Genomic DNA, 16010 nt, shown 5'->3' with positions numbered 1-16010 from the left:
TGGTGCACCAGGCACCCTCCGGCGCCAAGCACCTCACCGGCTACGTCGTGCCCGAACCAGGCCGCGGCCCCGATCCCGGCACGCTCCGGGCGGCCCTCGCCGAACGGCTGCCGGAGTACATGGTCCCCTCCGACATCCTCCTGCTCGACGCGCTGCCGATCACCTCGAACGCCAAGCTCGACCGCGCGGCTCTGCCCATGCCCGACTTCACCGGCACGGCGGGCGCGGGACGCACACCCCGCACTCCCGCGGAGCGGACCCTGTGCACGCTGTTCGCGGAGGTACTGGGCCTCGGCAGTGTGGGCGTGGACGACGGGTTCTTCGCGCTGGGCGGGGACAGCATCATGTCGATCCAGCTGGTCAGCCGGGCACGGCGGGCCGGTCTGGTCCTCACCCCGCGCGACGTCTTCGAGCACCGGACGCCGGCCGCACTCGCGGAGGTCTGCCGCACCGCCGGCGAGGAACCCGCGGACGCCGCCGAGGACGACGGCACAGGTCCGGTGGAGCCGACTCCGGTGATGCGCTGGCTGCGGGACTGGCGGGGCACGGCGGCCGGCTTCCAGCAGTCGGTGCTGCTCCAGGTCCCGGCGGAGCTGGGCGAGGAGCAGCTGACGGCGGCGGTGCAGGCACTGCTGGACCACCACGACGCGCTGCGGCTGCGGGTGTCCGCCGACTGGGCGTCCGAGGTGGGTGAGCGGGGTTCGGTCGATGCGGCCCGGTGCGTGCGCCGTGTTCCCGCGGCCGACGCCGATATCGCCGGGGAGGCGCGGGCGGCGGTGGCGCGGCTGGCGCCGGAGTCGGGCGTGATGGTGCAGGCGGTGTGGTTCGACGCGGGCGCGGAGGCGCCGGGCCGGCTGCTGTTGACCGTGCACCACTTCGCGGTGGACGGCGTGTCGTGGCGCATCCTCGTGCCGGACCTGCGGCAGGCGTGGGAAGCAGTGGCGGCCGGTGAGCCGGTGCGGCTCGACCCGGTGGGCACGTCGTTCCGGCGCTGGGCGGGGCTGCTCCGCGAGCAAGCACACGACCCGCAGGTCAGCGCTGAACTTCCGTACTGGCAGGACGTATTGAGGAGCGGCGGGCCGACGCTCGGCAACCGCGACCTGGACCCCGCGTGCGACACCGCCGACACGGCACGGCGGCTGACGGTGACGCTGCCCGGTGCGCACACGGGCCCGCTGCTGTCGTCCGTCCCCGCCGCCTTCCACGGCGGCGTCGACGACGTGCTGCTCGGCGCCCTGGCTCTCGCCGTGCGGCAGTGGTGCACGGCTCGCAGGGCCGACGTCGAAGGCGGTGTGCTGATCGACCTGGAGGGCCACGGCCGTGACACCGGCCGGGCGGACGTCGATCTGTCGCGCACGGTGGGCTGGTTCACCCGCGTCCACCCCGTACGACTCGACGTCACCGTCTCCGGGGACGACCCGGCGGACGCGGTGAAGCGGGTCAAGGAGCAGCTGCGGGCGGTGCCCGGTGACGGCACGGGGTACGGCCTCCTCCGCCACCTCAACACCGACACCGCGCCCGCACTCGCCGGTCTTCCCCGGCCCCAGGTCGGCTTCAACTACCTCGGGCGCACCCCGACGACGTCCGCCTCCCCGTCCGCTGCGTCCGACTGGTCGCCGGTCGCACAGCCAGGGGGACCCGACACCGATCCGGCCACGCCGCTCGCGCACGCCTTGGACGTCAACGCCGTCACGGTCGACGGTCCGGACGGCCCGGTGCTGTCGGCGACGTTCGCGTGGGCGGGGAAGCTGCTCGACGAGGCGAAGGTGCGGGACCTGGCCGAGCGGTGGCTGCGGGCCCTCAAGTCCCTCGCGGACACGGGCGCGGAGAACGGCGGCCACACGCCGTCCGACTTCCCCCTCGTGCCCCTGACCCAGCACCAGGTGGAGACCCTGGAGGTCGCCTACCCGGGCCTGGAGGACGTCCTCCCGCTCTCCCCGCTCCAGGATGGCTTCCTGTTCCACGCGCTGTACGACGCCCAGGACACCGACGTCTACACCGCCCAGCTCGTACTGGACCTGGAAGGCCCCCTGGACGCGTCGGTCCTGCGCGAGGCATGGGAGGCGCTGCTGCGCCGGCACGCCAACCTGCGCGCCGGGTTCGTGCACGACGACGCCACCGGTGCCCCCGTCCAGGTCGTCGTACGCGCCCCCGAACTGCCGTGGCGCACCGTGGACCTGACCGGCACACCCGCAACGGAGCAGGCCGTCCGGCGCGACCGCGTCGCCGAGGAGGAGCGGTCTGCACGGTTCGACCTGTCGCGGCCTCCGCTGCTGCGCATAGCGCTGGTCGAGCTGGGCGGGGAGCGCCGGAGCCTCGTCCTGACGCCGCATCACATCCTGCTCGACGGCTGGTCCGTGCCCGTGCTGCTGCGCGAGATGTTCGCGCTGTACACGTCGGGGGGCTCAGCGGCCGGACTGCCCGCGCTTACCCCGTACGGCGACTACCTCGCCTGGCTCGCCGTCCAGGACCGGGACGGGGCGCGTGCCGCCTGGACCGCCGAGCTGGCCGGACTGGACGAGCCGACGCTGCTCGCCCCTGGAGCGGCGGGCGCGCCCGCGGCCGAACCCGGCCACGTGGCGCTGGACCTGCCCTCCGGCACGGTCGCGGCCCTGCACCGGCTGGCGCGGGAGGCGGGCCTGACGGTCAACACCCTGGTGCAGGGCGCCTGGGCGGTGCTGCTGTCCCGGATGACCGGTCGTGACGATGTCGTCTTCGGCGCCACGGTCGCGGGCCGCCCGCCGGAGGTCGCCGGGGTCGAGTCCATGGTCGGCCTCTTCATCAACACCCTGCCGGTCCGGGTCGCCCTGGACCCACGGGCGACCGTCCTGGAGACGCTCACCGGACTCCAGAGCAGCCAGTCGTCCCTGATGACCCACCAGCACCTCGGTCTGAGCGAGGTCACGCGCCTGTCCGGCCACCCCGTCCTCTTCGACACCCTCGTGGTCTTCGAGAACTACCCCGTCCACCGGGAGTCGTTCGCCCCGCGCGCAGGCGCTTGTGGGCCACGGCTCATCGGGGTGAAGGGCCGGGAGGCCACCCACTACCCGTTGAGCCTCATCGTCACCCAGGGAGCTCACGACAATGCCCTCACCCTCCGCCTCGGCTACCAGCAGGCCCACTTCGACCACGCGGCCGTGACCGCGTTGGCGGACCGGCTAGGCCTGCTGCTGCGAGAGTTCTCCGCCGGTCCCGGCCGGCGACTGGCGGCCCTGGACGTACTCCGCGACGAGGAACGCGAACGGGTTCTCACCCGGTGGAACGACACGGCGGTGCCCGTCGCGCCGGCCACCCTCACCGGGCTGTTCGCCGCCCAGGCCGCCCGTACACCGGACGCGCCGGCCGTCGTCCACGGCACGCAGCGGCTGACCTACGCCGAGCTGGCCGCCCGCGCCTCCGCGCTGGCCGACCGCCTGCGCCGGGCCGGAGCCGGACCGGAGACCCGTGTCGCGGTCGCCGTGCCCCGCTCCGCCGACCTGGTCGTCGCCCTCCTGGCGGTCCTCGAAACGGGTGCCGCGTACGTGCCCGTCGACCCGGGTCTCCCAGCGGAACGCGTCGCCCTGCTGCTGGAGGACACCGAACCGGCCGGAACCCTGGTCACCGAGGCGGTGGCGGCACAGTCCCCGCTGCCCGCCGGCGACGCGCCCGTCCTCGTCGTGGACGCCGCCGACGACGACGGGGCGTGTGCACCCGCCCCCGCATCCGCTCCCGACCCGCGCAACCCCGCCTACGTCATCCACACCTCCGGCTCCACCGGCCGGCCCAAGGGCGTCACCGTCTCGCACGAAGCCGTCGTCAACCGGCTGCTGTGGATGCAGGACGCGTACCGGCTCACCGCCGAGGACCGGGTGCTGCACAAGACGCCGACCGGCTTCGACGTGTCGGTGTGGGAGCTGTTCTGGCCGCTGATCACCGGAGCGGCCCTGATCGTCGCCCGGCCCGACGGGCACCGGGACCCGGCCTACCTCGCGGAGCTGATACGCACGGAAGGGGTGACGACGGCGCACTTCGTGCCGTCGATGCTCGGCGCGTTCCTCGACGAGCCCGCTGCGGCCGGGTGCACCGGACTGCGCCGGGTGGTGTGCAGCGGCGAGGAACTCCCCGCCGACCTCGCGGCCCGCTTCCACACCGTGCTGCCCGAGGTGCGGCTGCACAATCTGTACGGCCCCACGGAGGCGGCCGTGGACGTCACCCACTGGGACTGCGAGCCTGACGCCCCGGGCCCCGTGCCGATCGGCCGGCCGGTCTGGAACACCCGGGTGTACGTCCTGGACGCCGCGCTGCGTCCGGTGCCGCCCGGGGCCACCGGCGAGCTGTACCTCGCCGGGGTGCAACTGGCGCGCGGCTACCACGGCAGGCCCGCGCTGACCGCCGAACGCTTCGTCGCCGACCCGTTCGACCCGGACGGCTCCGGTGGTGGACGTATGTACCGCACCGGTGACCTGGTCCGCTGGCGCACCTGGGGGCACCCCCGGCCGGAGACCGGAGGAGGTGTCCTGGAGTACCTGGGCCGCGCCGACCAGCAGGTCAAGGTGCGCGGGGTGCGGATCGAGCCGGGCGAGGTCGAGGCGGTCCTGCGCGCCCACCCCGACGTCGCCCGCGCCGCCGTCGTCGTACGGTCCGACGGGCGGGGCGAGGCACGGCTGATCGCCTACGCCGTGCCCGCCGCCGATCCGGCTCCCGTCTCCGCCTCCGTCGGGCCGGCCCTGCTGCGGGGTTACGTCGCGGACCGCCTCCCGGAGTACATGGTGCCTGCGGCCGTCGTCACCCTGCCGGACCTGCCCCTCACCGTGAACGGCAAGCTGGACCGCAGGGCGCTGCCCGAGCCCTCGTTCACCGCGCCCGGCGGCGGGCGCCTGCCGCGCAACGCCGAGGAACGGCTGCTGTGCGAACTGTTCGCCGAGGTGCTCGGCGTGGAGCGGGTCGGCCCCGGGGACAGCTTCTTCGAGCTGGGCGGGCATTCGCTGCTCGCGGTCCGGCTGCTGGGCCGTATCCGCTCGGCCACCACCGCCGGTACCTCACCCGCCCTGGGCATCCGCTCATTGTTCGACGCACCCACCCCCGAGGCCCTGGCCCGTCTGCTGCGTACCGGCGACGGGCGGGGTACCGGGAACGGGGCCGGGGAGTCCACGCGCGCACTGGAGGTGCTGCTGCCACTGCGCACCACGGGCACCCGGCCGCCGCTGTTCTGCGTCCACCCGTGGGCCGGACTGAGCTGGCCGTACGCCGGTCTGCTCCGCGCCCTCGGCGACGACCGGCCCCTGTACGGGCTCCAGGCCAGGGGACTGGCCCGCGCGGAGGAACCGCCTGCGTCCATGGGCGAGACGGCCGAGGACTACCTGGCGCGGATCCGCGCGGTCCAGCCCGAAGGCCCGTACCACCTGCTGGGCTGGTCCTTCGGCGGCCTGGTGGCCCACGAGATGGCGGTGCGGCTGCGTGAGGCGGGGGAGGAGGTCGCGCTGCTCACCCTGCTGGACTCCTACCCGCCGGAGGCGACCATCGCCGCACGGTCCGCCGAAGCCGACGCCGACGGGCCCTCCTCGCAGGAGTGGACGGACGGCGACGTCCTCGCCAGGCTGCTGCGCTTCCTCGGCCACGAGGCGCCCGGCCTCGCGGACGGCGGCCCGGTGGACGCGGAGGCGGCCCGCGAGGTGCTGCGACGCGAGGGCGCGCCCCTCAGCGGCATCCCGCCGCACACGCTGCGGGTGTGGCCCGGCATCGCCGCCCATCACGCCCGTCTGCAGAGGGAGTTCGTTCCCCGGCATTTCGACGGTGATGTCCTGCTGTTCACCGCCGAACCGGATTCTGGTGCGGACGCGCCGGACCCGGCTTCATGGGCGCCGTACGTCGGCGGTCACCTGGAGGTACGTCCCGTCGCCTGCGGCCACCACGACATGACGCTCCCCGGCCCCATCACCGAGATCGGCCGAGCCGTCGCCGGGCGCCTGGAACGCACCGCCCACACACCCTGACCCGAACACACCCTGACCCGACCCGACCCGAATCGATTCGCCCCGCCACCGATCCCCTGATCCCGAGCACGGAGCACGACCATGACGACCAACCCCTTCGAGAACGACGACGCCCAGTACCTGGTCCTCGTCAACGACGAACTCCAGCACTCCCTGTGGCCGGTCTTCGCCGACGTCCCCGCCGGCTGGACCGTAGCCCTCCCGGCCGCGAGCCGTCAGGAGTGCCTGGACTACGTGGAGAAGAACTGGACGGACATGCGGCCGAAGAGCCTGGCCGACGCCATGACCGGGCAGTGACCCCCTTCACCCCGCCCGCTGCCCTTTCACGCTCCGTGAGGAGAACGACATGACGGACCACACCCCCGCCACCGCCCTGCGCGTCAGCCACGTCGAGCTGTACGTCACCGACGCCGAGGCCGCCGCGTCGGCGTTCGTCGACGGCTACGGCTTCCAGGTCTGCGCCACCGCCGAACGCGGTGCCGGCATCGAGGGCGCCTTCCGCTCCCTCGCGCTCCGCCAGGCCGGCATCGTCCTGGTCGTCACCCAGGCGCTCGACGACACCCACCCGGCCGCCGCCTTCGTGGCGCGGCACGGTGACGGCATAGCCGACATCGCGTTGAGCGCCGCTGACGCCCGCGAGGCCTTCGCCGACGCCGTCTCTCGCTCCGCCGTGCCCCTCGCCGAGCCCGCGGAGCGGGAGGGCTGGGTCACCGCCGCCGTCGCCGCCGGCTTCGACGACGTACGCCACACCCTGGTCCAGCGGCCCGCCGGCCACACGGACACGGCCGTCCCGCTGCCCGGCTTCAAGCCGGTGGCCGAGCCCGCCGAGGTGTCCGGGGAGCCGGTGGGGCTCACCGTCCTCGACCACGTCGCCGTCAGCGTCCCCATGGGGCAGCTCGCCGAGAGCACCGGTTACTACGAGCGGGTCTTCGGTTACGAGTCCGTCTACGAGGAGCTGATGGTGCAGGGCACCGAGGCCATGGACTCCAAGGCCGTCCGCAGCCCCGCCGGTGACCTCACCTTCACCATCCTCGCGCCGAGCCCGGAGCACGACGCAGGTCACCTCGGCGACTTCCTGGAGCGGCACGGCAGCGGCGGCGTGCACCACCTGGCCTTCGCCACCACCGACATCGTCGCCACCGTCGACCGCATGCTCGAACGCGGCATCGTCTTCCTCGGCACCCCCGACACGTACTACGACCGGCTGGAGCAGCGCCTGAAGCTGAACCGCCACTCGATGGCCGAGCTGCGCAAAGCCCGCATCCTCGCCGACGAGGACCACGGCGGCCAGCTCTTCCAGATCTTCACGCGCACCGTCCACCCCAAGCGCACAGTCTTCTACGAGATCATCGAGCGGGCCGGCGCGGACAGCTTCGGCGGCGGCAACGTCCGCGCGCTGTACGACGCCGTCCAGGCGGAGAAGGCCGAGCACAAGGCCGCCGCGAACGCCGACGGGGAGGCCGCGTGACCGACCCGGCAGTCGCCGGCCTGCTCACCCCCGCCGACGCGGAGGCGCTCGCGGCGGCGGTCCTGCCCGTCGGCGTGGAGCGCTTCGTCGGCGGGGCGGCGGGCGCGGAGCTCACCCTGCGCGCCAACCGCGCCGCGTTCGACCGGCTCCATCTGATCCCCCGGGTGCTCTCGGACGTCTCGTCCGTGAGCACCGCCCGCGCCCTGCTCGGCACGGACTGCGCCCTCCCGGTGGCCGTGGCCCCGATGGCGTACCAGCGGGCCGTGCACCCGGACGGCGAGCTGGCCGCCGCCCGCGCCGCCCACGACGCCGGTGTCCCCTTCACCGCCTGCACGTTCAGCAGCACCAGCGTGGAGGACATCGCCGCCACCGGCGCCGCCACCTGGTTCCAGCTGTACTGGCTGCGCGACCGCGGCCACACCGAGGAGCTGCTGAAGCGCGCCGAGGCGGCCGGCTGCCGTGCGTTGATGCTGACCGTCGACACGCCCCGGATGGGACGCCGCACGGCCGACATGCGCGGCGCCTTCGCCCTGCCCGACGGGGTGTCACCCGTGCACTTCGGCCCCCGCCCCGACGGCGTGCCGTGCACCGCGAGCAGCGGCGTCAGCGCGGTCGCCGCACAGACCGCCGACGTCGTCGACCCGTCCCTCACCTGGGCCGACCTCGACTGGCTGCGCGCACACACGCACCTGCCCCTGGTCCTCAAGGGCGTGCTGGACCCGGCCGACGCCGAACGCGCCGCCGCCTGCGGCGTGGACGCGCTGGTGGTGTCCAACCACGGCGGCCGCCAGCTCGACGGCGCGCTTCCCGCCCTGGACGCCCTGCCCGCCGTGGCCCAGGCCGTCGCGGGACGGTGCGAGGTGCTCTTCGACAGCGGCATCCGCAGCGGCACGGACGTCCTGAAGGCTCTCGCTCTCGGCGCGGACGGCGTACTGCTGGGCCGCCCCGTGCTGTGGGGCCTCGCGGCCGGAGGACGACAGGGCGTACGCAGGGTGCTCCAACTCGTCAGCGAGGAACTGGAACTGGCCCTCATGCTGGCCGGCTGCCCGGACCTCGCCGCTGCGGCCCGGCTGCGCACCGTCGTGGGCCCGGCAGGTGAAGCGAGATGAGCACCACCATGGAAAGCCTCGACCTGGCCGCCCTCCACCCCTCGGTGGGCGACCCGCTGCTGTCCTCGATGAACTTCCTCAACGAGGTCGCGGGCCGCTACCCGGACGCGCTCTCCCTCGCCGCGGGCACCCCGTACGAGGGCTTCTACGACGTCGAGGACATCCACCGCGCGCTGCGGGTCTTCACCGACCACCTGCGCACGGAACGGGGCTTCGGCGAACAGCGGGTCCGGCGCACCCTGCTTCAGTACGGACGCACCAAGGGCATCATCCACGAGCTGATCGCCCGCCAGCTGGCCGAGGACGAGGGCATCCACGTCGATCCGGAGGCCGTCGTCGTCACCACGGGCTGCCAGGAGGCGCTCTTCCTCACCCTTCGGCTGCTGCGCCGCGACGACCGCGACGTGCTGCTGGCCGTCACCCCCGCCTACGTCGGCGTCACCGGGGCGGCACGGCTCCTGGACCTGCCGGTGCGCCCGGTCGCCGAGGGCCCGGACGGCGTCGACCTGGACGACCTGCGACGGCGGCTCCACGAGGTCCGCGCCGCCGGGCTGCGCCCGCGCGCCCTGTACGTCGTCCCCGACCATGCAAACCCCTCCGGCATCCGGATGCCGGAACCGGTCCGCCGTGACCTCCTCGACCTCGCGGAGCGGGAGAACATCCTCCTCCTGGAGGACAACCCGTACGGCCTCTTCCCACGCCGGGGGATGCGACTGCCGACCCTCAAGGCCCTTGACACCGGGTGCCGGGTCATCCATCTCGGTTCGCTGGCGAAGACGGTGTTCCCGGGCGTGCGGATCGGCTACGCGGTGGCCGACCAGCCCGTCGAGGACGGGCCCTACCTGGCCGACCTGCTCGCCAAGGCCAAGAGCATGGTCACCGTCAACACCTCACCCCTCGCCCAGGCCGTGGCCGGGGGCAGGCTGCTGGAGCACGGGTGCAGCCTGGTCCGCGCCAACGAACGGGAGAGCGAGGTGTACCGGGAGGGCCTCGACCGGATCGTCGACGGACTCGCCCGCCGTTTCCCCGACCTGTCGGTGTCCGGGGTGAGCTGGAACAGTCCCGAGGGCGGCTTCTTCGTCGTCGTCCAGGTGCCGTTCGACGTCACCGACGCGGTACTGGAGCGCTCGGCGCGCGACCACCGGGTGCTGTGGACGCCACTGCACCACTTCTACAACGCCGCGGCAGCGGACACCGGAACCGGTGTCGGGCCGTTGCGCTGTCTGCGCCTGTCGTGCAGCGCGCTCGGCCCCGAGGACATTGAGGAGGCGCTCGACCGCTTCGCCGCCTTCGTACGTTCCTGCTGACGCGCCCGCGCCGCCCAGGGGCGGCACCACTGACGCCTGCCGCTCCTGGCGCGCTGTGCACGGGTGACGAGACGACGGGCCGGTCACCCCGAGCACCACCCGCCTACGAGCACGACACGGTCGGCGCGGCTCCACGACGGCTCTGCCTCTGCCGGCGCAGCGGCCAACGGTGCGCCTGCCGGACGGGGGGTGCCTCTATGTCTTCCGTCAAGGCGCCCCTGTCGGGTTTGGGTGGTTCGGGGTTGCTGAGGTCACGCGGCGAGCTCGACGTCTTTCGGAGTCCGGGGTTGGTAGAAGGTGCCGTCGCGGAGCATGGCGAACAGGACGCTGACGCGTTGACGGGCGAGTCGGAGGAGGACCTGGGTGTGGGTCTTGCCGCGGGCGCGTTGTTTGTCGTAGTAGGTGAGGGAGGCGGGGTCGGCGTTCATGCAGGCGAAGGCGGACAGGAACATGGCCCGTTTGAGCTGTCGGTTGCCGCCCCGGGGCGCGTGTTCGCAGTGGATCGAGGTCCCCGACGACTTCGTGGTGGGGGCGAGTCCGGCATAGGAGGCCGGGTGGGCGGCGGTGGGAAAGCCGGTGCCGTCGCCGACGGTGACCAGCAGGACGGCGGTGGTCTTGACGCCGACGCCGGGCATCGACGTCAGGACCTCGGAAAGAGACATCCGATGCAGTTGATCTGTCAAGCGGCGATGGTGAGTTGTGGGGTCGGCGTGGTGGGAACGCGGTGAGTTCGTCGTAGGGGGTGCGCTTGGCGAGGCAGTGGTGGAGGCAGCCGAGCATGCGGTTGAAGAGGTTGCGCTGGGCCGCGGTGTGGCGGTCTCCGTCGGCTCGTCGCCTGTCGTAGTGGGCTCGGGCGCCTGGGGAGGCGGTCAGGCTGGCGAACGCCCAGACGTAGCCGACCGAGGCCAGACGCTGGTTCTTGACCCTGCGGGCCATGACCACGAGGCTTCTGCCGGACGCCCGGGTGACCGGTGCGGCCCCGGCGAAGGCTTTGAGGCCTTTCGCGTCGGTGAATCGGGATCGGTCGTCGCCGATCTCGGCGAGCACCCGGGCGCCGGTGAGCGACCCGAGCCCTGGAAAGCTGGTGATGATCTCGGCGTCCGGGTGTGTGTCAAAAGCCTCCACCGTCGCTCCGGTGAGGTCGTCGACGCTGGTGCAGGCGGCATCGAGCTGCCTGAGTAGGGCGATGGCCTGGCGTCCCATAGCTTGCTCGACCTTGTGGGGGCTGGCGCATCTGCGGGACTCGCAGGACGTCTCGCAGTCGTTCGACTTCTGCCTCGATGCCGCGCTGGCGGCCGGCCTTCTTCAGCAGCGAGCGCAGCTGGGCGCGGGTGAGTTTGGCTGCCTGATCGGGAGTGGGGGCCGCGGCCAGCACGGCGCGGGCGACGCTGCTGCTGATCCCCTCGCGGTGGTGCTGGAAGGCGGCGAGGAAGCCGGGGAAGTATTCGCGCAGGTGGGAGCGGAGTTTGTTGCCTGCTTGAGTGCGGTCCCAGACGGCGTCCTGCTGGGCGCGGGCCAGGACGGCGATGGCCTGGGCGAGCTCGCTGTCGTCGGGCAGCGGCCGGTGGGCGGCCTTGTCCGTGCGCAGGATGTTCGCGAGCACCATGGCGTCGAGGTGGTCGGACTTCTTGCAAGTGACAGTGTGGCGGTCGCGGTAGCGGGCGGCGGCCATCGGGTTGATCGCGTAGACGGGTCGGCCAGTCGCGCGGAGGCAGGCCACCAGGAGGCCGCGAGAGGTCTCGATCACGACGGGGACCGGGGCGTCTGCGGTGTCGCGGTGGGCGCTGAGGAGCTCGCGGAGCTGGTGCAGGCCGTCGAGGTCGTCGGTGATCCGGGCCCGGGCTAACAAGTTGCCCTCGTGGTCGACCAGGGCGACGTCGTGGTGGTCGCTGGCCCAGTCGATTCCGCAGGTGACGGTCATCGTGTCGTGTTTGTCCTCTCGGTCGGGGGCGTGCTGCTGGTCGCAGCCGTGCGGGGGCACGCGTCTCCCTAATGGAAGGGCTCGATGGCCCTGCATCCGATCAGTCGTTCGTGACCCCGGCGGCCCGCAGGGTCCTCGGTCTGCTCCAGAGCTCGGTGGCTCCAGGCGTGGTGAGAGGTGACCCCTGGGGGCGGCTCGGACCACAAACCTCAACGATCCGATCATCGGACTGGATGCGGCTGTCGTGCGGGCTTGTGATGCTGGACGGTCCTGGAGGCCGGCTCTTGACCAAGGGATCCGGTCCCTGGGGGTGTGTACGGCTTCTCCGGAACCGACCAGCGCCACGAGTGATGCGGGGCCCGCAGTCCCTTTCAGGGCCTCGACGGACCGGGGTGGGCCTGGCGGTGCCCCGCATCACTGCCCATTAGAAGTCATCTCATTTGGCTCGGTAGGCTGCCGGCCATGGCAGGGATCGTTGAGCGGCTGGTGCCGGACGAGTTGTGGGAACTGTTCCAGCGGGTGGTGCCGGAGGCGCCCTCACGGCCCCAGGGCGGCGGCCGGCGCCGGCATGGCGACCGCGAGGTGCTGGCCGCGATCGTCTTCGTGGCGACGTCGGGATGCACCTGGCAGCAGCTTCCCGCCGCGTCCTTCGGGCCGTCCGGCGCAACGGCCCACCGCCGGTTCACTGAGTGGACCAAGGCCCGGGTGTGGGCCAAGCTGCACCGCCTGGTCCTGGACGAGCTCGGAGCCCGCGGCGAGCTGGACTGGTCGCGCTGTGCGATCGACTCGGTGAACATGCGGGCCCTGAAAAGGGGGAGCTGACGGGTCCGAATCCTGTCGACCGGGGCAAGTACGGCTCGAAGATCCATCTGATCACGGAGCAGACCGGTCTGCCCCTGTCTGTCGGAATCTCCGGCGCCAACGTCCATGACAGCCAGGCCCTGATCCCGCTGGTGAAGGGCATACCGCCGATCCGGTCCCGCCGCGGTCCCCGCCGACGCAAGCCCGCAAAGCTCCACGCCGACAAGGGATACGACTACGCTCACCTGCGGCGATGGCTGTCGAAGCGGGGCATCCGGCACCGCATCGCCCGCAAAGGGATCGAGACCTCACAGCGGCTCGGACGACACCGGTGGACGATCGAACGCACCATGTCCTGGCTCGCCGGCTGCCGCCGACTCCACCGCCGCTACGAACGCAAGGCCGAGCACTTCCTCGCCTTCACCAGCATCGCCTGCACCCTCATCTGCTACCGACGACTCGCCAAATGAGACGACTTCTTAGGGGGTGCGTGATACAGGAGCTCGCCGCCCGTGGCGCGCCTGGTGCGGTGCGCCGGCACCGATGGCGCGCACCGCGATGGACAGCGCGGTGCGGTGGTGCACTGCCACCGCGCGACACGCGCACTGCACGGCAGTGAGGCGCACCGGGTGCGTACCGGTCGGTGCGGGGTGCGCATCGAGGGCCTGGCCCACGCCGACGGCCTCCAGCTGGCGCAGGGTGTCGGCGACGTCCTCGTGGTCCTCGGTGAGGAACTGCTGCGCGAAGTCGATGGCGGCGCGGGCGATGCCCTCCGCCGTGTCCGGCCCGGCCTGCGCCCAGATCCGCAGCGAGGTCACGAAGACACGCCCGAGGGCCTCCAGGGCGAAGGTGTCCTCGCACGGCTCGCCGGCCTCCGGGCCGGGCAGCGCGGTGACCGGGACGATGATGCGCTCGGCGACGTCGATGAGCAGCTCGGGCATCCTCGGTTCGGCGCCGGCGAACTCGCGGGCGGCGTCGACGTCGTCGGCTTGGACGGCCCGGAGGTAGCTGAAGGCGCTGACGGCCTCGTGCGGGGTCATCGGGGCGAGCGGCGTGGTGTCGGGCATGTCGGCTCCTCAACGTACGGGCCGCCCCGCTGATCGCGGCGGCCTCGACAACCGATGCTCGGATCGCGGGCCTGTGGTGTCCGTCGTCGTCACCACTCTGGAGCAGCTCCAGGAGCACGGTGCGGGCGCGGCGGTGCGGCGGCGGCTGGGACGGACGGGAGAGCAGACGCTGACGGCCGCGCTGGACAACCCCGACGGCGACGTCCTCTTCCGCGGCCAGGAGGCCCGCGTCGACGAGGAGGAGGAGCGGCGTCGTGCCGCTGAGCGGGAGGCGCAGCGTCCCATGTGCAAGCGGTGCGGAAGGAAGTTCACCGATCAGCGCTGGGAGGAGACCACCGCGCACGGACGGTCTGGAACGCCGGGGACGTGTCCGTGTGCGGCACCTGCCCCGCCGATGACGTCGCCCGCGAGGAAGCCGCCGCCGAAGCCGCCCGCCTCCAGGCCGCCACGCCACCGGAGCCGGAGCACGACCGCGACCAGGAGCCGGGCAAGCTCCGAGGGCTGTTCCGCCACCGCGGCTGACCACACACATCGACGCCGCCCCTCCCGCCGCACACGGGGGAGAGGCGGTGTCGACGAGCAGCGGCCCGGATCAGGCCGGGGCGGCCTCCTTCGCCAGCGCGGCGAGCGGGGAGCGCCGACCTTCCTCCACGGCGCGCAGCTGCCCCCAGTCGACCTCCGGGTGTTCGTCGGGCACCGCATCGACGGAGGCGGTGGTGTAGCAGCGCAGGCGCCTCTGTCTAGAGGGGCCGAGCCCCGAGGCACGGGTCAGTCCGCGCTGGCTGGATCTTGCCCGATTGGGAGCGAGGTGAGGGTGGGGAGGTTGTGACGGACCGATCTTGTCCGTCGTCCAGGAGGAGTGCTGTGGTGCGCAAAGGCATACCGACCACTGCCCAGAAGGGTCTGCCCTTCGGCCGCAGGCCGGCCGGTGGTGTGGCCGATGTGGTGTGGGAGTGGTCGAAGTCCGGCACCCGGCACGCGGCGCGCAATCGGCTGCTCAGGCGCCTGCCGGGGGTCAGCATGGATGCGGCGTACCGGTTCGGGTTGGTCGAGCGGGCGCACTACGCATACGGGGTGCGTCGGGCCACCGAGCTCGCCGCCCGCTTGGGACATCAGGGCGTCACTGTGGTCGAGTTCGGGGTGGCCGGCGGCAACGGGCTCCTCGCCCTGGCCGAGCACGCCCGCTACTACAGCACGGCCACCGGTGTTGCGGTGCGGGTGGTCGGTTTCGACGGTGGCCTGGGCATGCCCCCGGCCAAGGACCCGCGCGATCTGCCCTACCTGTTCGGTGCCGGGTTCTACACCATGGACGAAGACCGCCTCAGAGCCCGTCTGGGCGCGGCGGAGCTGGTGGCCGGCGACCTCACCGAAACCCTGCCCCACTACCTCCACTCCCGCGCGGACCTGCTGCGTGAGCACCCGGTCGGCTTCGTCAGCCTCGACCTGGACTACTACTCTTCGACCGTGACCGCCCTCGACCTGTTCCGGGGACCGGAGCACGAGCATCTGCTGCCGCGGGTCACCTGCTACCTCGACGACCTGCCGGGCGCCATCGAGCAGATCGGCGAGGCCGCCGCAATCGCGGACTTCAACGCGGCTTATCCCGACCGGCCGACCGGCCGGGTCCTGGGCCTGCGGGCGTTCACGCCGCTCGACCCTCCGTGGGCTGATCAGATCTACGTCCACCACCGCCTGGACCACCCCGATTACGCCTGCCTCGAGACCGGCGCCACCGGCGAACAACTCCCCCTGCACCCCTGAGAGCAGCCTTCCGCCAAGGCCCGCTCCGTCACCGGCCGCACGGCACAGCGGTCTCCGGGCCCGTCATGGCATGAACCTGGTCCGGCGCGCCAAGTTCATACGGGGCCCCCGAGGTGCCGGCGCACCGGGGCCACCGTGATGCGGGTCTTCCTCGCAGCGGCATGGTCCATGCCGATCGCCGGGTACCACTCCAGGGCGAATAATTCGCACACAAACTCGCCCATGGGTTATGCGTCACGTATTCGTCCTGATTGCCGCAAAACCCCCATGAGGGTCTACGCCAGCCGCATATTGAGGTCGTACGGATTGCAGGCGCACCATCCGGCTGCTGCAGGGCCGCGCTCACCGAAGCTGCGAACACCGGACGGACAAGGCGTGCTGGTGGACGCCCAGTTCGACACCCCTGCCCGAGGCCGGGGCGAGCGGTGAGGACGGCCCCGGAGTGCCTGCACCGGGCGCTCTACACCGAGCGATGCCTTAGAGGTCGTCTCATTTGGAGTGCTGGGTATTCTGCACCGTGTGGTGATGGTCGAGCGCATGGTGCCAGACGATTTGTGGGAGTTGTTCCAGCGGGTGGTCCCACCTGCTCCAACACGGCCGCAGG

General features: G+C 72.4%; 9 protein-coding genes and 2 pseudogenes. 8 read left to right on the top strand and 3 right to left on the bottom strand.

All coding sequences use genetic code 11. The features are described 5' to 3' along the window. Positions 1 to 47: 47 nt before the first annotated feature. The 5 genes from ORI94_RS34110 to ORI94_RS34090 all read left to right on the top strand — a co-directional run bounded on the left by ORI94_RS34110 (position 48) and on the right by ORI94_RS34090 (position 9856). Positions 48 to 5972: a non-ribosomal peptide synthetase gene (locus tag ORI94_RS34110; protein WP_323056116.1), complete on the top strand. Its 5925-nt coding sequence runs from the start codon at positions 48 to 50 to the stop codon at positions 5970 to 5972. 81 nt (positions 5973 to 6053) lie between these two features. Then, the gene (locus ORI94_RS34105) at positions 6054 to 6269 is read left to right on the top strand and encodes an MbtH family protein (protein WP_266082823.1); all 216 of its coding nucleotides are present in this window, start codon (positions 6054 to 6056) and stop codon (positions 6267 to 6269) included. A 49-nt stretch (positions 6270 to 6318) separates the two neighbouring features. Then, entirely contained in the window at positions 6319 to 7440 is a 1122-nt protein-coding gene (gene hppD, locus ORI94_RS34100) for a 4-hydroxyphenylpyruvate dioxygenase (RefSeq protein WP_266082822.1), read from the top strand. Beyond that, positions 7437 to 8549: an alpha-hydroxy acid oxidase gene (locus ORI94_RS34095; protein ID WP_266082821.1), complete on the top strand. Its 1113-nt coding sequence runs from the start codon at positions 7437 to 7439 to the stop codon at positions 8547 to 8549. Before hppD ends, ORI94_RS34095 begins: the two co-directional genes overlap by 4 nt. After that, positions 8546 to 9856 carry a PLP-dependent aminotransferase family protein gene (locus tag ORI94_RS34090; RefSeq protein ID WP_266082820.1) on the top strand — a complete coding sequence of 437 codons (1311 nt, stop codon included), beginning with the start codon at positions 8546 to 8548 and terminating at the stop codon, positions 9854 to 9856. The genes ORI94_RS34095 and ORI94_RS34090 overlap by 4 nt, the downstream gene beginning before the upstream one ends. Positions 9857 to 10107: 251 nt before the next feature. Here the strand turns inward: ORI94_RS34090 and ORI94_RS34085 are convergent. Next, positions 10108 to 10512, bottom strand: a pseudogene (locus ORI94_RS34085) (transposase); the annotation flags it as partial. A 55-nt stretch (positions 10513 to 10567) separates the two neighbouring features. Continuing rightward, positions 10568 to 11777: pseudogene (locus ORI94_RS34080) on the bottom strand (IS110 family transposase); the annotation flags it as partial. A 462-nt stretch (positions 11778 to 12239) separates the two neighbouring features. On the opposite strand from ORI94_RS34080, the gene ORI94_RS34075 reads away from it, so the two are divergent. After that, positions 12240 to 13048, top strand: a protein-coding gene (locus ORI94_RS34075) for an IS5 family transposase (protein WP_416237952.1) whose coding sequence is annotated in 2 segments (ribosomal slippage) — positions 12240 to 12584 and positions 12587 to 13048 — 807 coding nt in all. Because the reading frame shifts where the segments join, the coding sequence is not laid out codon by codon here. Between the two features lie 9 nt (positions 13049 to 13057). Here ORI94_RS34075 and ORI94_RS34070 read toward each other — a convergent pair. Next, on the bottom strand, positions 13058 to 13645 hold the full coding sequence (locus tag ORI94_RS34070) for a hypothetical protein (protein ID WP_266082818.1): 588 nt from the start codon (positions 13643 to 13645) through the stop codon (positions 13058 to 13060). A gap of 366 nt (positions 13646 to 14011) precedes the next feature. On the opposite strand from ORI94_RS34070, the gene ORI94_RS34065 reads away from it, so the two are divergent. Together ORI94_RS34065 and ORI94_RS34060 are read left to right on the top strand one after the other, a co-directional pair. Beyond that, positions 14012 to 14167, top strand: a complete 156-nt coding sequence (locus ORI94_RS34065) for a hypothetical protein (RefSeq protein ID WP_266082816.1) — start codon at positions 14012 to 14014, stop codon at positions 14165 to 14167. A gap of 345 nt (positions 14168 to 14512) precedes the next feature. Beyond that, the gene (locus ORI94_RS34060) at positions 14513 to 15406 is read left to right on the top strand and encodes a hypothetical protein (protein WP_266082814.1); all 894 of its coding nucleotides are present in this window, start codon (positions 14513 to 14515) and stop codon (positions 15404 to 15406) included. Positions 15407 to 16010 lie beyond the last annotated feature (604 nt).

Origin of the sequence: Streptomyces sp. NEAU-W12 (assembly GCF_026242095.1) — a bacterium.
GTDB lineage: Bacteria > Actinomycetota > Actinomycetes > Streptomycetales > Streptomycetaceae > Streptomyces.
Note: the sequence above shows the minus strand (reverse complement) of the source record. Positions and strands in the feature narration are given on the sequence as shown.